The sequence below is a fragment of the Allobosea sp. TWI1241 genome, assembly GCF_039673065.1.
Taxonomy (GTDB): domain Bacteria; phylum Pseudomonadota; class Alphaproteobacteria; order Rhizobiales; family Beijerinckiaceae; genus Allobosea.
This window is the reverse complement of sequence record NZ_JBDJKW010000001.1, coordinates 301789-322568: the sequence shown is the minus strand read 5'-3', so window position 1 is coordinate 322568 and position 20780 is coordinate 301789. Positions and strand designations below refer to the sequence as shown.

General features: G+C 70.4%; 20 protein-coding genes. 12 read left to right on the top strand and 8 right to left on the bottom strand.

Annotated elements, in window-relative coordinates; genetic code table 11:
* Positions 1-81: 81 nt before the first annotated feature.
* Together ABE438_RS01585 and ABE438_RS01580 are read left to right on the top strand one after the other, a co-directional pair.
* A complete protein-coding gene (locus ABE438_RS01585; RefSeq protein WP_346500539.1) occupies positions 82-951 on the top strand; it encodes a carbohydrate ABC transporter permease in 870 nt (289 codons plus the stop codon).
* Positions 948-1751 carry a carbohydrate ABC transporter permease gene (locus ABE438_RS01580; protein ID WP_346500537.1) on the top strand — a complete coding sequence of 268 codons (804 nt, stop codon included), beginning with the start codon at positions 948-950 and terminating at the stop codon, positions 1749-1751. The genes ABE438_RS01585 and ABE438_RS01580 overlap by 4 nt, the downstream gene beginning before the upstream one ends.
* Positions 1752-1768: 17 nt before the next feature.
* Here the strand turns inward: ABE438_RS01580 and ABE438_RS01575 are convergent, their stop codons facing one another.
* Positions 1769-2590, bottom strand: coding sequence for a DUF2189 domain-containing protein (locus tag ABE438_RS01575; protein ID WP_346500536.1), 822 nt, complete (start codon positions 2588-2590; stop codon positions 1769-1771).
* Between the two features lie 221 nt (positions 2591-2811).
* Between ABE438_RS01575 and ligA the strand changes: the two genes are divergently transcribed.
* The gene (gene ligA / locus ABE438_RS01570; protein ID WP_346500534.1) at positions 2812-4944 is read left to right on the top strand and encodes an NAD-dependent DNA ligase LigA; all 2133 of its coding nucleotides are present in this window, start codon (positions 2812-2814) and stop codon (positions 4942-4944) included.
* A 36-nt stretch (positions 4945-4980) separates the two neighbouring features.
* Here the strand turns inward: ligA and ABE438_RS01565 are convergent, their stop codons facing one another.
* Complete coding sequence (locus ABE438_RS01565; RefSeq protein ID WP_346500532.1) at positions 4981-5973, bottom strand: AraC family transcriptional regulator; 993 nt, start codon at positions 5971-5973, stop codon at positions 4981-4983.
* Between the two features lie 127 nt (positions 5974-6100).
* Here ABE438_RS01565 and ABE438_RS01560 point away from each other — a divergent pair, with 127 nt between their 5' ends.
* From ABE438_RS01560 to ABE438_RS01545, 4 genes are all read left to right on the top strand, one after another.
* Positions 6101-7315, top strand: a complete 1215-nt coding sequence (locus tag ABE438_RS01560; protein WP_346500530.1) for an MFS transporter — start codon at positions 6101-6103, stop codon at positions 7313-7315.
* Between the two features lie 90 nt (positions 7316-7405).
* The gene (locus tag ABE438_RS01555; RefSeq protein ID WP_346500528.1) at positions 7406-8269 is read left to right on the top strand and encodes an AraC family transcriptional regulator; all 864 of its coding nucleotides are present in this window, start codon (positions 7406-7408) and stop codon (positions 8267-8269) included.
* An 11-nt stretch (positions 8270-8280) separates the two neighbouring features.
* Positions 8281-9006, top strand: coding sequence for an AzlC family ABC transporter permease (locus tag ABE438_RS01550; RefSeq protein ID WP_346500527.1), 726 nt, complete (start codon positions 8281-8283; stop codon positions 9004-9006).
* Positions 9003-9302, top strand: a complete 300-nt coding sequence (locus tag ABE438_RS01545) for an AzlD family protein (protein WP_346500525.1) — start codon at positions 9003-9005, stop codon at positions 9300-9302. Before ABE438_RS01550 ends, ABE438_RS01545 begins: the two co-directional genes overlap by 4 nt.
* A gap of 30 nt (positions 9303-9332) precedes the next feature.
* On the opposite strand, the gene ABE438_RS01540 is transcribed toward ABE438_RS01545, so the two are convergent.
* Complete coding sequence (locus ABE438_RS01540; protein WP_346500523.1) at positions 9333-11168, bottom strand: aminopeptidase P family protein; 1836 nt, start codon at positions 11166-11168, stop codon at positions 9333-9335.
* 312 nt (positions 11169-11480) lie between these two features.
* Here ABE438_RS01540 and ABE438_RS01535 point away from each other — a divergent pair, with 312 nt between their 5' ends.
* Both ABE438_RS01535 and ABE438_RS01530 read left to right on the top strand, forming a co-directional pair.
* Positions 11481-11726 carry a hypothetical protein gene (locus ABE438_RS01535; protein WP_346500521.1) on the top strand — a complete coding sequence of 82 codons (246 nt, stop codon included), beginning with the start codon at positions 11481-11483 and terminating at the stop codon, positions 11724-11726.
* A gap of 54 nt (positions 11727-11780) precedes the next feature.
* Positions 11781-11903 (top strand): hypothetical protein, encoded by a 123-nt coding sequence (locus ABE438_RS01530; protein ID WP_346500520.1) that lies wholly within the window; start codon positions 11781-11783, stop codon positions 11901-11903.
* Positions 11904-11934: 31 nt separating this feature from the next.
* On the opposite strand, the gene ABE438_RS01525 is transcribed toward ABE438_RS01530, so the two are convergent.
* The gene (locus tag ABE438_RS01525; protein WP_346500518.1) at positions 11935-12888 is read right to left on the bottom strand and encodes a 50S ribosomal protein L11 methyltransferase; all 954 of its coding nucleotides are present in this window, start codon (positions 12886-12888) and stop codon (positions 11935-11937) included.
* A gap of 92 nt (positions 12889-12980) precedes the next feature.
* On the opposite strand from ABE438_RS01525, the gene ABE438_RS01520 reads away from it, so the two are divergent.
* Positions 12981-13772, top strand: a complete 792-nt coding sequence (locus tag ABE438_RS01520) for a GGDEF domain-containing protein (RefSeq protein ID WP_346500516.1) — start codon at positions 12981-12983, stop codon at positions 13770-13772.
* Between the two features lie 140 nt (positions 13773-13912).
* Here the strand turns inward: ABE438_RS01520 and ABE438_RS01515 are convergent, their stop codons facing one another.
* The 3 genes from ABE438_RS01515 to msrB form a co-directional block, all read right to left on the bottom strand.
* A complete protein-coding gene (locus ABE438_RS01515) occupies positions 13913-14737 on the bottom strand; it encodes an SDR family NAD(P)-dependent oxidoreductase (RefSeq protein ID WP_346500514.1) in 825 nt (274 codons plus the stop codon).
* An 80-nt stretch (positions 14738-14817) separates the two neighbouring features.
* A complete protein-coding gene (locus tag ABE438_RS01510; RefSeq protein WP_465248531.1) occupies positions 14818-17175 on the bottom strand; it encodes a UvrD-helicase domain-containing protein in 2358 nt (785 codons plus the stop codon).
* A 414-nt stretch (positions 17176-17589) separates the two neighbouring features.
* A complete protein-coding gene (gene msrB / locus ABE438_RS01505) occupies positions 17590-18027 on the bottom strand; it encodes a peptide-methionine (R)-S-oxide reductase MsrB (protein ID WP_346501023.1) in 438 nt (145 codons plus the stop codon).
* 160 nt (positions 18028-18187) lie between these two features.
* Between msrB and ABE438_RS01500 the strand changes: the two genes are divergently transcribed.
* Together ABE438_RS01500 and ABE438_RS01495 are read left to right on the top strand one after the other, a co-directional pair.
* Positions 18188-19441: a BtaA family protein gene (locus tag ABE438_RS01500; RefSeq protein ID WP_346500512.1), complete on the top strand. Its 1254-nt coding sequence runs from the start codon at positions 18188-18190 to the stop codon at positions 19439-19441.
* Positions 19438-20148 (top strand): class I SAM-dependent methyltransferase, encoded by a 711-nt coding sequence (locus ABE438_RS01495; protein WP_346500510.1) that lies wholly within the window; start codon positions 19438-19440, stop codon positions 20146-20148. Before ABE438_RS01500 ends, ABE438_RS01495 begins: the two co-directional genes overlap by 4 nt.
* Here the strand turns inward: ABE438_RS01495 and ABE438_RS01490 are convergent.
* Positions 20142-20702 (bottom strand): thioesterase family protein, encoded by a 561-nt coding sequence (locus ABE438_RS01490; RefSeq protein WP_346500508.1) that lies wholly within the window; start codon positions 20700-20702, stop codon positions 20142-20144. The genes ABE438_RS01495 and ABE438_RS01490 overlap by 7 nt on opposite strands.
* Positions 20703-20780 lie beyond the last annotated feature (78 nt).

Here is a 20780-nt window from a genome sequence, read left to right as displayed (position 1 = left end):
GGCCCCGGGCGCGTCTCGCGCCGCCCTGGCCGATGTGATCGACTCTCCGGCCGTGCGGCCGGAGCGCATGGCGATCGCCCGATGAGCGCTTCGCCCCGCCTGCTTCCCTGGCTCCTGCTGGCGCCGGCCCTGCTGCTCTTCGGCGTGCTGACGCTCTATCCGCTCGGCCGGACGCTGGCGCTCGCCTTCTTCGCCACCGATTACGGTTTCGCCGACGCGACCTTCGTCGGCTTCGACAATTTCCGTGAGCTCTGGGAGAGCCGCTTCTTCCGGCAGGCGGTCGTCAACACCGCCCTGTTCACGGTGGCGGCGACGGTGCTCGAGGTTGTGGCGGGGCTGGGGCTTGCGCTCCTGCTCAACCGCGCCTTTCGCGGCCGCACGCTGGTGATGACGCTGTTCCTCGCGCCCTTCGTGCTGTCGACCATGGTGGTCACCGCGATCTGGCGGGCCTGGTTCCATTTCGATCTCGGCTATCTCAACAACCTGCTGCGCGCGATCGGCCTGCCGGGCGTGGCCTGGCTGTTCGATCCGAACCTCGCGCTCTGGTCGATCGTGCTGGTCGATCTCTGGCAGACGGCGCCCTTCGCCTTCCTGATCATCTTCGCCGGGCTGCGCCTGATCCCGCAGGACGTCTACGAGGCGGCGCGCGTCGACGGTGCGGGGCGCTGGCGGCAGTTCCGCGACATGACGCTGCCGCTGCTCGCGCCCTATCTCTTCATCGCGGCGCTGCTGCGCTCGGTCGAGAGCTTCAAGCTGTTCGATAAGGTCTATGCGATGACCGGCGGCGGGCCTGGCCAGTCGACCGAGACGGTGTCGCTCTTCGTCTTTCGGCAGGGTTTCCGCTTCTTCGACATCGGGCTCGCCTCCGCCGCCGCGGTGGTGATGATCCTCGTCGCCGGGCTGCTGGCGGCGGTCTATGCGGTCTCGCTGCTGAAAGGTGCCGGGCGATGATCCGCGTCGCCGCCGCGATCCTGCTCTGCGCGCTGTCGCTGGTGCCGCTCATCTGGATGGTCGCGACCTCGTTCAAGCCGCCGGCCGAATACGTCTCGACCTCGATCGCGCTCTGGCCGCGCGCGCCGACGCTGGAGCATTATCGCGCGCTGGCCGAGACCGGGATGTGGCGGCTCGGGCTGAACAGCATCGTCGTCGCGGCGGGCACGGTGGCGCTGGCGCTGCTGGCGGCGCTGCCGGCAGCCTATGCGCTGGTGCGGCTGTCGCTGCCGCGCCGCTTCGACGCGGTGTTCCTCGCCTTCGTGCTGGTCATCAAGCTCGCGCCGCCGATCGCGCTCGCCATCCCGCTCTACCAGGTGCTGCGCGCCTTCGGCCTGCTCGACACGCATCTCGGGCTGATCCTGGTCAACCAGGTGCATGCGCTGCCGTTCGCGATCTGGATGCTGCTCGGCTTCGTGCGCGACGTGCCCTTCGTCTTCGAGGAGGCGGCGATGCTCGACGGGGCGGGCCTCGCCAAGCGCATGCGCGACATCGTGGCGCCGCTGCTGATGCCCGGTCTCGTCGCGACAGGCGTCTTCGTGGCGATCATGAGCTGGAACGAGTTCCTGTTCGCCCTGCTCTTCATCCAGACGCCGTCGAATTTCACCCTGCCGGCCTTCATCGCCACGCTGATCAACGAGGACGAGACGCTGTGGGGCCGGCTTTCGGCGATGGGGCTGCTCGCCTCGATCCCGGTGCTGCTCGCAGTCGGCCTCGTCCGCCGCGGGCTGACCCGCGAGGTCGCGATCGACCAGCATTGAGGCCGGCGTGGTGCCGCTCACCGCTCGCGCGGCACCGCCCGGCGGTAGAGGTGCCAGCTGGCATGGCCGAGCACTGGCATGACCACCACGAGGCCGACCAGCACCGGCAAGGTGCCGAGAACCAGCAGGCCGGCGATGGCGAGGCCCCAATACATCATCACGCGCGGGCTGGCCTCCACGGCGGCGACCGAGGTGCGCACCGCCGTCGCCAGACCGACATGCCGGTCGAGCATCAGCGGGAAGGCGACCACGGTCAGCGAGAAGGCGGCGATCGCAAAAAGCAGGCCGAGGGCGTTGCCGAGCACGATCAGCGTCCAGCCGTTCACGGTGGTGAAGAGCGTGGTGAGGAAGGCGCCGGTCGAGGCGGGCGCGGCCGGGCCCATCAGCCAGCCATAGATCGCCCAGGCGCTGAACAGCCAGAGCGCGAACAGCCCGCAGAGCAGCAGGCCGAGCCCGGCGATCGAGCCGATGGCCGGCGAGCGCAACACGTCGAGCGCCTTCGACCAGCCGGTGTCCATGCCGCGCTCGCGGCGCCGGCTGATCTCGTAGAGGCCGATGGCTGCGAAGGGCCCGACCAGCGCGAAGCCGGACAGCAGGGGGAAGAGCAGCGGGAAGAGGTTGTAGCTGACCGTCAGCCGCGCCAGCACGATGCCCGCGACGGGATAGATCAGCGCGATGAAGAGCAGATGGCTCGGCTGGGCGAGGAAGTCGGTCCAGCCGAGCCGCAAGGCTTCGCGCAGGTCCGAGACGTGGATCTCGTGGACGGGCAGCCCGTCCGCGCCGGAGGAATCCGCTGCCGCCATCCGCGGATGGCGCAGTGAGCTGTGCATGTCGGCCATGGCGTTCTCCCGGGTTGGGCCCGGTCCGCCTGCGGTCCGCGAACTGATCGATGGATCGGGCCGCGTCGGCGCCGGGCATCCAGTTGTCGCAAGGGGCAGATTACATCGGATCGACTGCTGCCACAAATCGCCATGCCAAGGCGCGACGATCTCCGGCCGCAGAGGCCCTTCGCAGCGAACCGCCCCTGAACTAGAACGACGCCATGCCAGATTCCGTTCCCATGCCCGTCGAAGACCTCACGCCGGAGGCCGCCCGCGCCGAGCGGGAGGCGCTGTCCGCCAGCATCGCCGCCGCCGATCGCGCCTATTACCAGGACGATGCGCCGGTGATGGACGATGCCGCCTATGACGCGCTGAGGCGGCGCCTCAGTGCCATCGAGGCGGCGTTCCCGGAGCTGAAGGGCGCGGATTCTGTCTCCGACAAGGTCGGCGCGCGGCCTGCGGGCAAGTTCGCCAAGATCCGCCACCGCGTGCCGATGCTCTCTCTCGACAATGCCTTCGCCGACGAGGACGTGGCGGAATTCGTCGGCCGCGTCCGTCGTTTCCTGGGCCTGAAGGAGGAGGCGCCTCTCGCCATCACCGCCGAGCCGAAGATCGACGGCCTGTCGCTCTCGTTGCGCTACGAACAGGGCGAACTGGTCAGCGCCGCGACGCGCGGCGACGGCGAGGAGGGCGAGGACGTCACCGCCAATGCCCGTACCGTCTCCGAGATCCCGCAAAGGCTGACCGGGGCGGACGTGCCGGCCGTGATCGAGGTGCGCGGCGAGGTCTATCTCGGCCATGCGGATTTCGCCGCGATCAATGCGCGGCAGGAGGCGGCCGGCAAGCCGCTCTTCGCCAATCCGCGCAATGCGGCGGCGGGCTCGCTGCGCCAACTCGACGTCTCGGTCACGGCCAGCCGGCCGCTGCGCTTCTTCGCCTATGCCTGGGGCGAGATGCCGGAACCACCGGCGACGACGCAACTGGGCGTGGTCGAGGCCTTCGCGCGCTGGGGCTTTCGCACCAACGCCCTGATGGTCCGCTGCGACAGCGTCGCGGAGTTGCTGGCGCGCTACCGGCTGATCGAGGAGCAGCGGGCCACGCTCGGCTACGATATCGACGGCGTGGTCTACAAGGTCGACGATCTCGCCCTGCAGCAGCGGCTCGGCTTCGTCGCGCGGGCGCCGCGCTGGGCGATCGCGCATAAATTCCCCGCGGAACTGGCGACGACGGTGCTGGAGGCGATCGACATCCAGGTCGGCCGTACCGGCGCGCTCTCGCCCGTGGCACGGCTGCGGCCGGTGACGGTCGGCGGCGTCGTCGTCACCAACGCCACGCTACACAATGAGGACTATATCCGCGGCTTCGATTCCAAGGGCCAGCCGATCCGCGACGGCAGCGACATCCGCATCGGCGACACGGTGACGGTGAAGCGCGCCGGCGACGTGATCCCGCGCGTCGAGGCGGTCGACCTGAGCAAGCGCCCGGCCGGTTCGGTGCCTTACGCCTTCCCGACGACATGCCCGGTCTGCGGCAGCGACGCGGTGCGCGAGCACAATCCGCGCTCGGGCAAGGAGGATGCGGTGCGCCGCTGCACGGGCGGACTGATCTGCGCGGCGCAGTCGGTCGAGCGGCTGAAGCACTTCGTCTCGCGCGACGCGCTCGACATAGATGGGCTCGGCGACAAGCAGATCGAGTTCTTCCACAGCGATCCCGACCTGCCGGTCAAGGAGCCGGCCGACATCTTCACGCTGGCGCAGCGCGATGCGGCCAGCCTCAAGAAGCTCAAGGACAAGGAGGGCTTCGGCGCCACCAGCGCCCGCAAGCTGTTCGAGGCGATCGAGGCCGCGCGCAAGCCGCCGCTCAACCGTTTCCTGTTCGGGCTCGGCATCCGCCATATCGGAGAGACCAATGCGCGGCTGCTGGCGCGCAACTACGGCTCGTTCGCGGCGCTTCAGGCGGCCTGTCTCGCGGCAGGGGATCCGCAAAGCGAGGAGCGTGCCGCGCTCGACGCGATCGACGGTGTCGGGCCGACCGTGGTCGAGGCGCTGCTGCAGTTCTTCGCCGAGGCGCATAACCGCGAGATGCTGGAGCGCCTGCTGGCCGAGGTCGTGCCGCAGCCGCTGGAGGCGGTGGCCTCGACCAGCCCGGTAGCCGGGCAGATCGTGGTGTTCACCGGCGCGCTGGAGCGCATGACCCGCGACGAGGCCAAGGCGATGGCCGAGCGGCTCGGCGCCAAGGTCGCCGGCTCGGTCTCGTCCAAGACCAACCTGCTGGTGGCGGGGCCGGGCGCGGGCTCGAAGCTCAAGGACGCCGCCAAGCACGGCGTGAAGGTGATCGACGAAGCGGGCTGGTTCGAACTGGTCGGCGGGTAGGGGCGGCGTAAGGCGCCGCGAGCGAAGACCCGGGGCCTATGCGCCGACACCCGAGGCGTCGAAGGGCGGCTGGGCGCGTGGTTCGGGCTCGCTGGCGCGGACATGACTCGGCGGGGCGCCGATCACGCGCTTGAAGGCGCGGCTGAAGGAGGCTTCCGAATCGTAGCCGAGGCGGCGGGCGACCTCGGCGATGCGCAGCCGGTCGCGCTCCAGCCATTGCCGGGCCTGATGCATGCGCACCTGAGCGACATAGCGGGCCGGCGTTTCGCCGACGATGGCCGCGAAGCGCTCGGCGAAGGAGGAGCGCGAGGCGTGCATCACGCCCGCCAGGGCCTCGACCGACCAGTCATGCGCCGGATCGCGATGGATCGCGGCGAGCACCCGGCCGATATCGGGATCGCGGGCGGCGGCGACCCAGCCGCGGCCGTCGCCGCAGCCGAGCTCGACCCAGGAGCGGATCAGGGCCGCCGCGACCACATCGGCGAGGCGGGTGAGGATGCCGCCGGCGCCGACGCGGTCCAGCGCCAGCTCGCAGGCCATGGTCGCCAGCAGCGGGGGAATGCCCGGCTCGTGCACCGCCATCTCGTGAACCCACATCACCTCCGGCATCATCCGCAGCAGCGGATGACCGGCGGCGACGTTGAACTGCATGCTGGCGCTGAAGAAGCTCAGCATTTCACCGTTGCCAGCGCCGCCGCGAGCCTGGGCGATCTCGTCGCAGCAGGGTTCGAGCGCGCAGCGGTTCGCGGGTCTGGTGCAGGCGTCGGGCGCGCTCGCCAGCGCATGCGCGGCACCGCGCGGCAGAAGCACCGCGTCGCCCTGTTCGAGCCGCACCCAGTCGCCGGCCGGCGTGCGCAGCCAGCAGCCCTGATCGGCCATGAAGTGGAAGCGCGCTGCCGGCTGCGCGGGAAAGAGCAGGCCCCAGGGCGCGCTCATCGCGTAGCGCGCATAGTCCACGCCGTCGAGGCGCAGGCCGCGCAGCATCTCGGAGAGAGGATCGGATTGGGTTCTGGACGAATTGTCGTGCATTTCGGGATTTATAACATGGATGCTCCGGGGCGCCAGCGTTACCTCTGGGCATGAACAACGCAGCCGGCGCCCAGCCCGAGTCATCGGCGCCGAAGATTGCGGACCTCTCGCATTCCAGGAGCTTTCCATGTCGGATTCCCTGTCGGCCCCGGCCGGCATGCCTCTCGTCGACTCCGCCATACCGGCGCAGGAGTCGGCCGCCTGGCCGGCGGTGCTGGCGCTGTCGCTCGGCGTCTTCGCGCTGGTCAGCGCCGAATTCCTGCCGGCCAGCGTGCTGACCTCGATCGCTGCCGATCTGCAGATCAGCGTCGGCGCCGCCGGCCAGAGCGTGACCGTCACCTCGCTCATCGGCGTGGCCTCGGCTATCCTGACGCCGATCCTGACCAGCCGGCTCGACCGCCGCGTCGTGCTCTGGGGCCTTGTCTCGCTGCTGGCGCTGTCGAGCGTGCTGACCGCTCTGGCGACCGGCTATACCATGCTGTTGGCGGCGCGCGTGGTGCTGGGCCTGGCGCTCGGCGGCTTCTGGTCGATGGCGCCGGCTCTGACGCTGCGCCTCGTGCCGTCAGCCTCGGTGCCGCGGGCGCTGGCGACGATCTCGGCCGGTGTCTCAGCGGCCTTCATCGGCGGCGGACCGCTCGGCGCCTGGCTCGACGCCATTCTCGGCTGGCGTACGGTGTTCGGCCTGTCGGCCGGGCTGGCGGGCGTCGCGCTCGCGGTGCTGCTGGCGACGGTGCCGCCGCTGCCCTCGCAGGCGACGCCGCGGCTCGCGACACTCGGCCTGCTGCTGCGGCGGCCCGCGGTTCGCCTGATGCTGCTCTCGATCCTGGTGATCGTCTCGGGCCAGTTCACCGGCTTCACCTATATCCGCCCCTATCTCGAGCAGGCGCCCGGCTTCGGCGTGGCGGCGATCACCGCTGTGCTGCTCGGCTACGGAATCGGCAACCTCTTCGGCAACTTCGCCGGCGGTGCGGTGGCGGCCCGCGGCGTCAAGCTCGCCATCCTGTCCTGCGCGACGTCGATCGCCATTCTCGCCGTCGTCATGCTGACGCTCGGCGGCTCTCCGCTGGTGGCGGGGATCGCGGTTGCGCTTTGGGGCTTCGCCTTCGGTTTCGCGCCGGTGGGCTTCCAGAGCTGGATGGTCCGCATCGCCGCCGACCATGCCGAGCCGGCGAGCGGGCTGGTCACCGCCGCCTTCCTCGTCGCGATCGCCGCCGGGGCGGTGCTGGGCGGCGTCCTGGTCGACCGCGTCGGCGGGCTCGGGCCGATCGCCTACATGGCGGCAGCGATGACGGCGGGGGCACTGCTGGTGCTGCTGACGGCGCGCGAGCCGCACCGGGCCTGACGACAACGATGACGGCGGCGTGTCCCTCGCTGCCGTCATCCATCACTTTTCTTCAAGACACGCGCCGGTTTTCGCGCTCTATCCTGCGGCATGGATCTGATCACGCAAGGCGAGGCGCTGGCGCAGAACCCGCTGCTGGCGGGCGAGCGGGCGCATCTGTTCACGGCCCGGCGCTTCGACGGGCTGGAATTCCTCGCCGCGACCTTCCGCACCCATGCCTACGCCCCGCATGCGCACGACACCTATGCGATCGGCACGATCGAGGTCGGCTGCGAGATCTGGAACGCGCGCGGCCGCAGGCTCCATGCCACGGCCGGCGACATCGTCTTCAACCACCCGCTCGACATCCATGACGGGGCGCCCAGCGCCGGCGGTTATCGCTACCGGATGAGCTATCCGACAGTGGAGCTGATGCGCGAGATCGCGGGCTCGCTGAGCGGGCGCGAGATCGTCGGCACGCCCTTCTTCCCAGCGCCCGTGGCGCATGATCCCGAGGGCGCGGCCCTGTTCGGCGCCGCCCATCGGCTGCTGGAGAAGGGCGGCGACGCGCTCGCCGGCGAGGAGGCGCTGCTGCGCGCCTATGCCTGGTGCCTGGCGCGCCATGCCGATCTCTCGGTGCGCGGGCTCGGCCGCGAGGGCGGGCCGGTCGCGCAGGTGCGCGCGCTGATGGAGGCACGCTTCGACGAGGATCTCTCTCTCGCCGATCTCGCCCGGGGCTGCGGCCTGCCGCGCCATCACCTGATCCGCGCCTTCCGCCGCGAGACCGGCTTCACGCCGCACGCCTATCTGGTCGATATCCGCGTGCGGCGGGCGCGCGAGCGGCTGCGGCGCGGCGAGGCGCCGGGAGAGGTCGCTGTGGCCACCGGCTTCTGCGACCAGGCGCATCTGACGCGCGCCTTCAAGGCGCGCCTCGGCGTCACGCCGGGCGCCTTCCGCGCCGCACATCGCAGCTGACGGTGCGGGCCATGGCGTGGCGGCAGGAGGCCCGTGCGGGGCTCAATGACATCTGGCCGGCGGCGCTGGCCGCGGTGCCGATCGGCTTCCTGTTCGGGGCGCTGGCGGCCGGCAAGGGCCTGTCGCCGCTCGAGGTCTTCCTGATGAGTGCGCTGGTCTTCGCCGGCGGGGCGCAGTTCGCGGCGATCGAGCTCTGGGCCCATCCGGCGCCGATCCTCGCGCTGATGTTCTCGACCGCGCTGATCAATGCCCGCCATATCCTGATGAGCGCCTCGCTGGCGCCGAAGCTCGCCGGCTTCTCGCGCGCGCAGACCTTCATCGGGCTCTACTACATGGCCGACGAGAACTGGGCGCTGGCCGAGAAGCGGGCGCGCAGCCATCCGGTGACGCCGGCCTACTGGTTCGGCATGGTGATCCCCTTCGTCGGCGGCTGGCTCCTGACCTCGACGGCCGGCGGCGTGCTGGGGGCGGCGCTCGGCGATCCGCGCCGCTACGGCGCCGATTTCGCCTTCACCGCGCTGTTCATCGCGCTCACCGCCGCGTTCTGGAAAGGCCGCGTGACGGCCTGGACGGTCGCCGCCGCCGGCGTGGCCTCTGCGCTGGCCTACCGCTATGCCGGGCCGCCCTGGCATGTGCTGGCCGGGGCGCTCAGCGGGCTCGCGGCGGCCTGGATCGCCGCAGGGAGCATCCACGCGGAAGCCGAGCGGGCGGGCGCGGCGGACGGGCCGGCGGCATGACGCTCGATCTGATCAATCTCGCCGCCTTCTTAGGCATGGCGCTGGTGACCTATCTCACCCGCATCGCCGGGCTGGCGCTGGTCGGCCGGCTGCGCCTCTCGCCGCGCGCGCAGGCGGCCTTCGACGCGATCCCGCCCGCCGTTCTTATCGCGGTGATCGCGCCGAGCGCGCTGGCGACCGGCTGGCCGGAGACGATCGCGGCCGGCCTGTGCGCGCTCGCGGCGACGCGGTTGCCGCTGCTCGGCGTGGTCGCGATCGGCGTCGCTGCGGTGGTGGCGCTGCGACAGGTGATCTGAGCGCGAGGCGTAGGCTAGGCGGACATTGCGTCAGAGTGGCCGGCAGGACTCCTGCAGCCAAGCCTTCGCCTCGCCATCGACGATGGGGGCGAGCTTCGCCAGCACCTGTGCGTGATAGGCGTCGATCCAGGCGATCTCGCCTTCGTCGAGAAGGGCCGGATCGATCAGGGCGCGGTCATAGGGGCACCAGCTGATCGTCTCGAAGCCGTACATTTCGCGCTCGGCCCCCTCGACCCGGCGCGGCTCGACCACCACGAGGTTCTCGGTGCGGATACCGTAGGCGCCTTCCTTGTAGTAGCCGGGCTCGTTGGAGAGGATCATGCCGGGCTCCAGCGCGGTGTGCCCGAGCTTGGACAGGCGCTGCGGGCCCTCGTGCACCGAGAGATAGCTGCCGACGCCGTGGCCGGTGCCGTGGTCGAAGTCGAGCCCGGCCTGCCAGAGCGGCAGCCGCGCCAGCACGTCGAGCTGGGCACCGGACGTCCCCTTGGGAAACACGGCGCGCGAGATCGCGACATGGCCCTTGAGCACGCGGGTGAAGCGGTCGCGCATCTCGGCGTCCGGCGTGCCGATCGCGACGGTGCGGGTGATGTCGGTGGTGCCGTCCTCGTACTGGCCGCCTGAATCGACCAGGAAGATTCCGGGCGCGATCGGGCGGTTGCTCGCCTCGGTGACGCGGTAATGCGGCAAGGCGGCGTTGGGGCCGGCGCCGGCGATGGTCGTGAAGGAGACGTCGCGCAGCAGGCCGGTGCGCAGGCGCTCGGCCTCCAGCGCCGCGACGGCGTCGATCTCGGTGAGCCCGCCTGCGAGGGCGGTGCGCGACAGCCAGGCGAGGAAGCGCACCATGGCGGCGCCGTCGCGCAAATGCGCCGCGCGGGCGCCGGCGAGTTCCGTTTCATTCTTGCGCGCCTTCATCAGCGCGGTCGGGTCGGTGCCGGCGCGCGGCGTGCCGCCGGCCTCGCGGATGAGGGAGGCCAGCGCGGCCGAGGCGGTCGCGGCGTCGAGCAGCACGGTCGCGCCCTCGGCCCCGAGCGCCTTCAGCCTCCCGGCCAGCGCCTCGGGGGCTGCGATGTCGGCGACCGCTCCGATGGCGTCTCCGGCCTCGTTGCCGAGCTTCTTGGGGGCGAGGAAGACGGTGGGCCGGCCTTCGCGCGGCAGGATGGCATAGCCCAGCGGCAGCGGCGTGTGCTCGACATCGCCGCCGCGGATGTTGAAGGTCCAGGCCAGCGCGTGCGGATCGGACAGGACGAGCGCATCGACCTTCTCGCGCGCGAGCGCCTCGCGGATGCGGGCGAGTTTGGCAGCAGCGTCCTCGCCGGCGAGCGCGCGCGGGTGGACCGTCACCGGCGCGACCGGCGGGGCGGGGCGGTCGCTCCAGAGCGCGTCGATCGGGTTCAGCACGGTCGGGACGAGTTCGCCGCCGGCGGCCTCCACCGCCTTTTCGAGCTTTGCGAGCCCGTCGACCGTGTGCAGCCAGGGATCGTAGCCGAGGCGGCCGCCAGCCGGCAGGTTGGCTTCGACCCAGGCCCCGAGCGGCGTCTCCTCCATCCGCGTCGGCGTCACCAGCGCGGTGTCGGTCTGGGCGACGGACTGGATGGTGTAGCGCCCGTCGACGATCAGCGCCGCCTTGTCGGCGAGGACGACCGCGTTGCCGGCCGAGCCGGTGAAGCCCGTCAGCCAGGCGAGGCGCGCCATATGCGCCGGCACGTATTCGCCCTGGTGCTCGTCGGCGCGCGGCACCACGAAGCCGTCGAGCCCGAGGCCGGCCAGCGCGGCGCGCAGGGCGGCGAGCCGGGGCGCGACCTGCGCCGGGTCGCACGGGTCGGTGAAGGACTGGAAGCGGCAGGCGGGAGCAGGTGAGGCGGACATCGCGATCGGAGACTCTGTGGCAGGCGCGGCGAGGGCGTCATGCTTGCCGCTCGGGTGCGGAAACGCCAGTGGAAATCGCGGTTTTCACCGGTCGGAACACGGGATGGGTGGTGGCGCGAAATTGGGCCGCTTGCCGATCCGCTATGCTTTTGACGCAATCATTAACGGCATTTCACCTGCGCCATGCGCAGGACGCATGTTGTGCATATGCGAACGTATCTTCTCGCAAGTGCGAAGTGGGCCCATCTTCACTGCATAAGACGACGAGGAAGCGACCGGGACTGTCCTTCGTTTTCTGAGGAGATAGACCCCATGACCTATGTTCTGAGCCATACCGACGTTGTGCCGTCCGCCGAGCGGGCCGCCCAGAAGACCGTCAAGACGAACCGCCCCGGCTTCTGGCAGCGCTTCTATGCCGCGCTGATCGAGAGCCGCCGCCAGACCGCGCTGCGCGAACTGCGCTCGCATTCCTATCTGGCGCGCGAGACCGAGCTGGTCCTCGGCGGGTTTCCGCAGACCGCTCTGACCAACGACGCCGAGCTGCCGTTCAACCGCTGAATTCCGTCGCTGCCGGCCGCCGAGGCCGGGCACGCACCGACAAGGAGCCCGATCATGATCGCCATCATCAAGCACGCCTATGAGCGGATCGCCGATGCCGTGAAGTTCATCGCCGATGTCTGGCACGACGCCCGCAGCATGCAGGCGCAGGCCGAAGACCGCTACAGCCAGTTCTGATCGGCCGGCGCCCGAGCGCGCCGCCGCAGAGCTACGCCCAGGCGGGGCGGCGAGGCCTGGGGGCCGCGCCGCCCCTTTTCATGACCAGCGTCGCCCAGCCCTCGCGCGCGCTGCGTTGCGCCAGGGCCAGGCCCTGATGGCGATAGGCCGAGATCACGCCGGGAACGTCCATCTCCAGCAGGCCCGACAGGATCAGCGTGCCGTCGGCGGAGAGCACGCGCGCAATGTCGGGGGCGAGCTTGCGCAGCGGGCCGGCGAGAATGTTGGCGACGACGAGGTCGAAACGGCGCGTCCGGTCGGCCTTGGCGTGGCGCAGGCCCGGGCCGACATAGAGATCGAGCGCATGCGGGGCGTGGTTGAGGCGGGCGTTGCGCGCCGCGACCTCGACCGCGACGGCGTCGATGTCGCCGGCGACGACCCGGCGTTTGATCTGCTTGGCGAGCGCCAGCGCCAGGATGCCCGTGCCGGTGCCGACATCGATGGCGTGGCGCGGGCGGCGGCGCTTCAGCTCGGCGTCGAGCGCCAGCAGGCAGCCGGCGGTTGTGCCGTGATGGCCGGTGCCGAAGGCCAATGCCGCCTCGATCTCGATGGCGATGTCGTTCGGGCGGATGGCGTCGCGGTCATGCGCGCCATGGACCAGGACGCGGCCGGCGCGCACGGGCTTGAGCCCGTCGAGGCTGGTCGCCACCCAGTCACGCTGGTTGACGGTGGTGAAGGGCGTCTCGTCGACCATCTCGCCGACGATCGGCCGCAGCATGTCGCGCACGGCCTCCTCGTCGGGGTGATGGGCGAAATAGACCTCGACCTTCCAGGGCGCGTTCAGCGACAGCGTGGTCACGCCGGTCTCGACCTCGAAGGCCGAGACGGCGGTCTCGGACGGGTCGAAGACCTCGCCGAGCAGTTCGGTCAGCGCGCGCGCCTTGTCGCCGCTGGTCGAGAGTTCGAGGACGGTGGTCACCGTCGCGGGGAGCAGGCCTTCGCGCATGGGCGCGGCTTAGCAGGGCGCGGCCGTCTTGTCATGCCGCCGGCGCCAGCTCCGGAAACGGCTCGTTCAGCAATTCGTGCGAGGCAGGCCCCATGTATGCCAGCCTGGGTCGCGTCGTCGCGAAGGCGACGATCACGACGGTCCTGTCCATCGCCGCCTCGCTCCTGCTCGCCGTGACGATCGTCCCGGCGCTCGGCGGGATCGTGGACGGCAATGCCTGGCTGATGATCGTGCTCTGCCCGCTGCTGATCGCCTGGCCGGCGAGCGCCTACCAGTTCTGGCAGCACGAGCGCCTCAAGCGGGCGCATCAGGAGATCGGCCGGCTGCATCAAGCGCTCGGCCGGGCCCATGAGGAGTTGCGGGCTCGCAACCAGGAACTCGCCGTCAGGGCACGCCATGACGGGATGACCGGGCTTTTGAATCGCGAGGGCTTCTTCGCCGAGCTTTCGCGGGCGCTCGCCCGCGGCCGCGGCGGGGCCTTGCTGGTCATCGACGCCGACCATTTCAAGGACATCAACGATCGGTTCGGCCATCCGACCGGCGATGCCGCGCTGATCGCGCTCGCGGCCGCCATCAAGCTGGCGCTGCCGGAGGGTGACTTCTGCGGGCGGATCGGCGGGGAGGAGTTCGCCGCCTATCTCCAGGGCGCCACGGCCGCGGAAGCGAACGCGATCGCCGAGGCATTGCGGCAGGCGGTCGCCGCCTGCAGCGTGCCGACGCCTTCGGGCCAGAGCGTTTCGCTCGCGGTCAGCATCGGCGGGCGGCTGTCGCATCCCGGCCAGACGCTCGAGCAACTGGTGATCGAGGCTGACCGGCAGCTCTACGAAGCCAAGCGCCGAGGCCGGGACCGGGTGGTGCTGGACGAGGTCACGCAGGCGGCGTGAACGGGCCTTTGCTCGGGAGCGGCTATTCCGCCGCGGGCTGAAGGCTGATCCGCGGAGCCGGAATCAGCGCGATCTTGTCGACGTGAGCAGGGGGCACGCGACCGCGGTTTGGTCGAGCACCACCGTGGCTGCCGAAGCTCTCAGCCGTCTGCCGGCGACGGAAACCGCCCGCCGTCGTCGGTGTCGAGCGTGATCGTGACGCTCAGGTGCCGCGGCCGGGTGAGCGAGAACAGCACGGCGTCGACCACGTCTCGCGTGCTGGCGCGGCGGCCCTTTGCGCGCTGCGGACTCTCATCCCACGCCGGTTCGCCAGGCAGCGCATCGTCGAGATAGGGCGGGTGCACCAGCATCGACCGTACCGGCGTGCCGGCAAGGATCTGGCGGAAGCCGTCGGCCAGCGCTGCCTGAGCCTGCTTGGCAGCGTAGAACGGCACGGAAACGCTCTGCAGGGCCGCGTTGGGAAGGCTGCTGATCGAGCCGATGGTGACGATGTCCGGACAGGGCGAGCGCCGCAGCGCGGGCAGGAGTGCCTGCGTCAGCAGGAATGTCCCCGAAACGGCCGCGTTGACCACGCCTAGCACCTCCTGCGGCGTGTAGGGAGAGGTGCGGTTCTCCAGCCACATCGCGCCGTTGTTAATCAGGATGTCGATGTCGTCCTTCAGGCCGGCGATCCGGCGCTCCGCTGCCGTGATGCTGTTCGCATCGGCGAGGTCCAGCGGCACGAGCGGCGCTTCGAGGCCGGTGCGGTCCCGGATGGCCGCTTGTGTGCCGGCCAGGGCGGCCTCGCTCCGGCCGCACAGGATCGGCCGGCAGCCGGCATCCGCCAGCGAGATCGCCAGTGCCGCTCCGAGCCCGCGGCCGGCGCCCGTGACGATCCCGACGCGACCGGCGAGCGAGGCGGTGTCCCGCTGCGGTGAACGGCGCGGGGGCGAGGTCTGTGAGCTGAGGGACGGAGCAGATGTCATGACGGGGTTTGCGTCGAGGAGGCAGGGGGGTGATGGACGCGAGCGGCGCGAGGCGCCGTCGCAGTTTAACGGGCCTCGATCTACCCCGTCTTCTCCACGAAGCTGTCGAGCACCATCTTGCGGCCGGCCTTGTCGAAATCGACCGTCAGCTTGTTGCCCTCGACGCTGGCGACGGACCCGGGGCCGAACTTGATGTGGAAGACGCGGGCGCCCGGCGCGTAGGCCGAGCTCCCGGTCGATTTCGCGGTCAGCTCGCCCTCGATCAGCATCGGCCCGCGCTGGCGCGAGGCGCCGAAGCCGCGCTGACCGCCCTCCGAGAAGCCGTTGCCGGCCGCCCGCGCGCGGTTCTCCTGGGCGCGCTGCCAGCCCGGCGTCTGATAGGAGGAGCCGAAGCTCTCCATGCGCTCGAAGCGCGAGGCGCCGTAGCCGCCCTGGCTGTAGGTTGAGGGCGCCTGCACCACCTCGACATGATCCTCCGGCAACTCGTCGATGAAGCGCGAGGGCAGGCTCGACTGCCAGAGGCCATGGATGCGGCGGTTCGAGGCGAAGAAGAGCTTGAGGCGCTTGCGGGCGCGGGTGAGGCCGACATGGGCGAGGCGGCGCTCCTCCTCCAGCCCGGCGCGGCCGTTCTCGTCGAGCGCGCGCTGGTTGGGGAAGAGGCCTTCCTCCCAGCCGGGCAGGAAGACGGTGTCGAACTCCAGCCCCTTTGCCGCGTGCAGGGTCATGATCGAGACGCGGGCGCCGCCATCGCCGCTGTCTGCGTCCATCACCAGCGAGACGTGCTCGAGGAAGGCCGGCAGGTCCGGGAACTCGTCGAGCGAGCGCACCAGCTCCTTGAGGTTTTCGAGGCGGCCGGCGGCGTCGGCCGAGCGGTCCTTCTGCCACATCTCGGTATAGCCGCTCTCCTCCAGCACGAGCTCGGCGAGCTCGCCCTGCTGCATGCCCTCGGCGCGGCCGCTCCAGCGGGCGAAGGCCTCGACCAGCTCGCGCAGCGAGGTGCGCGCCTTCGGCTTGAGCTCCTCGGTCTCGACCACGGCGCGGGCCGATTGCAGCAGCGACAGGCCGGTGGCGCGGGCATGGTTGTGCAGCAACTGCACGGTGGCGTCGCCGAGGCCGCGCTTTGGCACGTTGACGATGCGCTCGAAGGCGAGGTCGTCGGTCGCGGAGACGACGCAGCGCAGATAGGCCAGCGCGTCGCGGATCTCGGCGCGCTCGTAGAAGCGCGGGCCGCCGATGACGCGATAGGGCACGCCGACATGGACGAAGCGTTCCTCGATCTCGCGCATCTGCGCCGAGACGCGCACGAGGATGGCGACCTCGGCGAGGTTCTCGCCCTTGCTCTGCATCGCCTCGATCTCGTCCGAGATCAGGCGGGCTTCCTCCTGGCTGTCCCAGGCGCCGGTGATGGTGACCTTCTCGCCGGCCTCGTCCTCGGTGCGCAGCGTCTTGCCTAGGCGGCCCTCATTGCGTGCGATCAGCCGCGAGGCGGTGGCGAGGATATGGCCCGTCGAGCGGTAGTTGCGCTCCAGCCGCACCACGGTCGCGCCGGGAAAGTCCTGCTCGAAGCGCAGGATGTTGTCGACCTCGGCGCCGCGCCAGCCATAGATCGACTGGTCGTCGTCGCCGACGCAGGCGATGTTGCGCCGGCCCTGCGCCAGCAGCCGCAGCCAGAGATACTGGGCGACGTTGGTGTCCTGGTACTCGTCGACCAGGATGTAGCGGAAGCGGTCGTGATAGCTGGCGAGCAGATCGGGATTGTCGCGGAACAGCGTCAGGCAGTGCAGCAGGAGGTCGCCGAAATCGACGGCGTTCAGCGCCTTCAGCCGCTCCTGATAGGCGGCATAGAGCTTGCCGCCCTTGCCGTTGGCGAAGACCGAGGCCTCGCCGGGCGGCACGTCCTTCGGGCCGAGCCCGCGATTCTTCCAGCTGTCGATGAAGCCCGCCAGCATGCGGCCGGGCCAGCGCTTCTCGTCGATGCCCTCGGCCTGGATCACCTGCTTCATCAGGCGAATCTGGTCGTCGGTGTCGAGGATGGTGAAGTCCGAGCGCAGGTCGACCATCTCGGCATGGCGGCGCAGGATCTTGGCCGAGATCGAGTGGAAGGTGCCGAGCCAGGGCATGCCCTCGGCCGCCGGGCCGACCAGATGGGCGACGCGCTCCTTCATCTCGCGCGCCGCCTTGTTGGTGAACGTCACGGCGAGGATCTGCGAGGGATAGGCGCGGCTGGTGGCGATCAGATGCGCGATGCGGGTGGTCAGGACGCGGGTCTTGCCGGTGCCGGCGCCGGCGAGCACCAGCACGGGGCCGTCGGTCGCCTCGACCGCCTGGCGCTGCTCGGGATTGAGGCCCTGCAGATAGCCGGCAGCCGGCTGCGCGGCGGCGCGCGCGGCGAGGCCGCCGGGACGGGGCAGGGGGGCGGGCGTGGCGTGGTCTGACACTGGCTCTGGCTTCGGGCGCGCTGCGTGATCGTGATTCGTTCACGGTCAATATAGGGACAGGCCGCCTGGATTGCTCGCCGCCGCAGACGGTTTTCCGCGGTGGCGAGCAGGTGGTCAGGAAGCTCGTCTCGTCACCGCGCCGGCAGGAGATATCGCAAGCCCTGGGTGAAGCCGCGCGGCGCGACGGTGAGATGGTCCTCGTCGCTGAGGACGACCGATTCCAGGGCCAGCTTCGGGCATTCGCGGCCGCGTCGCGCTTGTCGTGCCAGAGCGACGGGCTGCCGAGGAAGTAGCCGCTGAACAGGCCGGGTTCGCTGAAGAGGATTTGCGCGCTCGGGCCGCGTCCATGGACCGGCGCCGATTAGGGGCGCAGGTCCGATGGTGCGGATCGCCATCAGGGCAAATCCGTCCGGCTCAGCCTTCCGCGCCGTCCGGAGCGAAATCCATCGCCACGCCGTTGATGCAGTAGCGCAAGCCGGTGGGCGGCGGGCCGTCCGGGAAGACGTGGCCGAGATGGCCGCCGCAATTGGCGCAATGCACCTCGACGCGGTGCATGCCGTGGCTGAAGTCCTCGCTGGTCTCCACCGCGCCCTCGAGCGGCTGGTCGAAGCTCGGCCAGCCGGTGCCGCTCTCGAACTTCTTGTGGGACCTGAACAGCTCCTGGCCGCAGCCGGCGCAGGAGAAGATGCCGGGGCGCTTCTCGAAATTGAGCGCGCAGGAGCCGGGTCGCTCGGTGCCGTGCCCGCGCAGCACCTGGTACTGCTCCGGCGTCAGCCGCTCGCGCCATTGCGCCTCGGTGAGCTGGAAGGGGAATTCGCGCGCCGGCGCGCCCTGCCGGCCGAACATGTCCATCAGGCCCATGCGGTTCTCCTCTCTCGCGGACTGCGGGTGGTCGGTTGCGCCCAATATGGGGAAGCCCGCGCCCGATTGCAGCAGGGGTGTAGCGTCACCGCGCCGTCATGCGCGTCCTCTAGTCGGCCCCACCATCGCAATGGGTGCCATCGAGGGCTTTGTGACGCAGACGATCCGCGCGGTGAAGCGCACGACCAGCCTGGGCCTCAACGACGCGGTCCATCGCAGCACGCCGCTGTCGCGGGCCGGGCTGCTGGAGCGCCTGTTCACCCTGGCCTTCTCCGGTCTTGTCTACCCGCAGATCTGGGAAGATCCGGTCGTCGACATGGCGGCGCTGGAGATCCGGCCCGACGACCACATCGTGGCGATCGCCTCGGGCTCCTGCAACGTGCTGTCCTATCTCACCGCCAATCCGGCGCGGATCAGCGCGGTCGATCTCAACGGCGCCCATATCGCACTCGGCCGGCTCAAGCTCGCGGCGCTGCGGCGCATCGACGACCATGCCGTGTTCCGCCGCTTCTTCGGTGAGGCGCAATCGCCTGACAATGTGGCGCTCTACGACCGGCTGGTCGCGCCGGACCTCGACCCGGTCTCGCGCGCCTACTGGGAGAGCCGCAGCCTCGCCGGACGGCGGCGCATCGCGGTCTTCGCGCGCAATTTCTACCGCTACGGCCTGCTCGGCCGCTTCATCGGCGCCGGGCATTTTCTGGCGCGGCGCCTCGGCTGCGATCCCCGTGCGCTGCTCGAGGCGCGCACGCTGGCGGAGCAGCGCGTCCTGTTCGACCGGCATCTCGCGCCGGTGTTCGACAAGGCTCTGGTGCGCTGGCTGGTTCGCCAGCCGGCTTCGCTCTACGGGCTCGGCATCCCGCCGGCGCAGTACAAGGCGCTCGCCGCCGACGATGCCGACGGCATCCTGCCGGTTCTGCGCAACCGGCTCGAACGCCTGGCCTGCGGCTTCGACCTCAAGACCAACTATTTCGCCTGGCAGGCCTTCGGCCGCGGCTACGGGCCGGGTCCGGACGCCGCGGTGCCGCCCTATCTGGAAGCGCAGCATTTCGAGACGGTGCGCGCGCGTGCCGGCCGCGTCGCCTATCACCAGAGCGCGATCACCGCCTTCCTCGAACGCCAGCCGGCGGAGAGCTGCCACGGCTTCGTGCTGCTCGACGCGCAGGACTGGATGAACGATGCCGATCTCACGGCGCTATGGACGCAGATCACCCGCAGCGCCGCGCCGGGCGCGCGCGTGATCTTCCGTACCGCCGCCGACGAGCGGCTGCTGCCGGGGCGGGTGCCGGAGGCGATCCTGTCGCAATGGCACTATGACGAGGCGAGCAGCCGGGCGCTCGGCGCGCGCGATCGCTCCTCGATCTACGGCGCCTTCCATCTCTACCGGCTGGGCGGGGACGGGCGGTGAGCGCCGCTGGCGCGCCCGAGACCGACGCCGCCGGGCTGATGGACAGGATTTATGGCTGGCAGCGCCATATCTACGACGCGACCCGCAAGTTCTACCTGCTCGGCCGCGACGGGCTGATCGCCGACCTGCGGCCGCCCGCCGGCGGCAGCGTGCTGGAGATCGGCTGCGGCACGGGGCGCAATCTCATCCTGATCGCCAGGCGCTATCCGCAGGCGCGCTGCTACGGCATCGACCTGTCGCGCGAGATGCTGCGCACCGCGCGCGCCGAGGTCGAGGCGGCGGGGCTGGCGCAGCGCATCACGCTGGCGCAAGGCGATGCGGTCGCTTTCGATCCGCAGGCGCTGTTCGGCGTCGCGGCCTTCGACCGGGTCGCGATCTCCTATGCGCTGTCGATGATCCCGCCCTGGCGCGCAGCGCTGGCGCAGGCGATGCGCGTCACCGCGGTGGGCGGCGCGCTGCATGTGGTCGATTTCGGGGGGCAGGGGGGATTGCCGGCGCCGCTGCGCGCGCTGCTCAACCGCTGGCTCGCAATGTTCCACGTCATGCCGCGCCTGGACCTGCCGGCTGAACTGGCGCGGGTCGCCGGCGCAGCCGGAATGATCGCCACGACCCGCCAGCTCCATGGCGGCTATGCGGTCGGCGGCACGGCCCTGCGCGCCACGGCTGCAGGCGCCTTAGTGGGTGAGGGGCGGCCCGGCGATCAGTGACGGGTCGCGACCTCGGGCTCGTCGTGCACGTCCTCGACGCTGATCGCGCGCTGGCGCGGCATGCCGATGATCCGCCCGATGGTCGCCGGCAGCGGCATGCGCCCATGGGCCGCCTTCATCAGCGCGAGATTGGCCAGGATGTCCGGCGGGAACGGCGTGACCTTGCGCGTCGACATGTCGACGTGCAGCGAAAGGTTCTCGGAGGTCGCCGCCAGCCAGCCCTCGGTCGCGTGGCGCATCTCGAGATAATAGTGCAGCCGCTTCTCGTCGAAGGCGATCAGCTGCGCGGTGATGCGCACGCGGTCGCTCTCGGTCAGCTCGCGCTTGTAGAGAATGTGGCACTCGGCCGCGAAGACCGAGGCGTTGCGCATCTCGACATAGTCCTGGCTGAGGCCGACCAGCGAGAACACCTCCTCGACCGCCCGGTCGAAGAGCACGTGGTAATAGGCCATGTTGAGGTGGCCGTTATAGTCGATCCAGCCGGATTCGACGCGCATCGTCGAGGAGACGAAAGGCGCGAAGAACAGGACATTGGTGCGGATCTCGTCGTTCATCGCTCACCTCCTTTCGCGCTCGGCTCTCCCGGTCCTGCGCGGTGCTCCTTGCCGGATGCGCAGCTTGGCACTTGCAGT

What these genes read in the sequence shown, in the direction of transcription:
- ABE438_RS01585 (WP_346500539.1), top strand. Translation starts at nt 82, where the DNA reads ATGAGCGCTTCGCCCCGCCTGCTTCCCTGGCTCCTGCTGGCGCCGGCC.
- ABE438_RS01580 (WP_346500537.1), top strand. Translation starts at nt 948, where the DNA reads ATGATCCGCGTCGCCGCCGCGATCCTGCTCTGCGCGCTGTCGCTGGTG.
- ABE438_RS01575 (WP_346500536.1), bottom strand. Translation starts at nt 2,590, where the DNA reads ATGGCCGACATGCACAGCTCACTGCGCCATCCGCGGATGGCGGCAGCG.
- ligA (WP_346500534.1), top strand. Translation starts at nt 2,812, where the DNA reads ATGCCCGTCGAAGACCTCACGCCGGAGGCCGCCCGCGCCGAGCGGGAG.
- ABE438_RS01565 (WP_346500532.1), bottom strand. Translation starts at nt 5,973, where the DNA reads ATGCACGACAATTCGTCCAGAACCCAATCCGATCCTCTCTCCGAGATG.
- ABE438_RS01560 (WP_346500530.1), top strand. Translation starts at nt 6,101, where the DNA reads ATGTCGGATTCCCTGTCGGCCCCGGCCGGCATGCCTCTCGTCGACTCC.
- ABE438_RS01555 (WP_346500528.1), top strand. Translation starts at nt 7,406, where the DNA reads ATGGATCTGATCACGCAAGGCGAGGCGCTGGCGCAGAACCCGCTGCTG.
- ABE438_RS01550 (WP_346500527.1), top strand. Translation starts at nt 8,281, where the DNA reads ATGGCGTGGCGGCAGGAGGCCCGTGCGGGGCTCAATGACATCTGGCCG.
- ABE438_RS01545 (WP_346500525.1), top strand. Translation starts at nt 9,003, where the DNA reads ATGACGCTCGATCTGATCAATCTCGCCGCCTTCTTAGGCATGGCGCTG.
- ABE438_RS01540 (WP_346500523.1), bottom strand. Translation starts at nt 11,168, where the DNA reads ATGTCCGCCTCACCTGCTCCCGCCTGCCGCTTCCAGTCCTTCACCGAC.
- ABE438_RS01535 (WP_346500521.1), top strand. Translation starts at nt 11,481, where the DNA reads ATGACCTATGTTCTGAGCCATACCGACGTTGTGCCGTCCGCCGAGCGG.
- ABE438_RS01530 (WP_346500520.1), top strand. Translation starts at nt 11,781, where the DNA reads ATGATCGCCATCATCAAGCACGCCTATGAGCGGATCGCCGATGCCGTG.
- ABE438_RS01525 (WP_346500518.1), bottom strand. Translation starts at nt 12,888, where the DNA reads ATGCGCGAAGGCCTGCTCCCCGCGACGGTGACCACCGTCCTCGAACTC.
- ABE438_RS01520 (WP_346500516.1), top strand. Translation starts at nt 12,981, where the DNA reads ATGTATGCCAGCCTGGGTCGCGTCGTCGCGAAGGCGACGATCACGACG.
- ABE438_RS01515 (WP_346500514.1), bottom strand. Translation starts at nt 14,737, where the DNA reads ATGACATCTGCTCCGTCCCTCAGCTCACAGACCTCGCCCCCGCGCCGT.
- msrB (WP_346501023.1), bottom strand. Translation starts at nt 18,027, where the DNA reads ATGGACATGTTCGGCCGGCAGGGCGCGCCGGCGCGCGAATTCCCCTTC.
- ABE438_RS01490 (WP_346500508.1), bottom strand. Translation starts at nt 20,702, where the DNA reads ATGAACGACGAGATCCGCACCAATGTCCTGTTCTTCGCGCCTTTCGTC.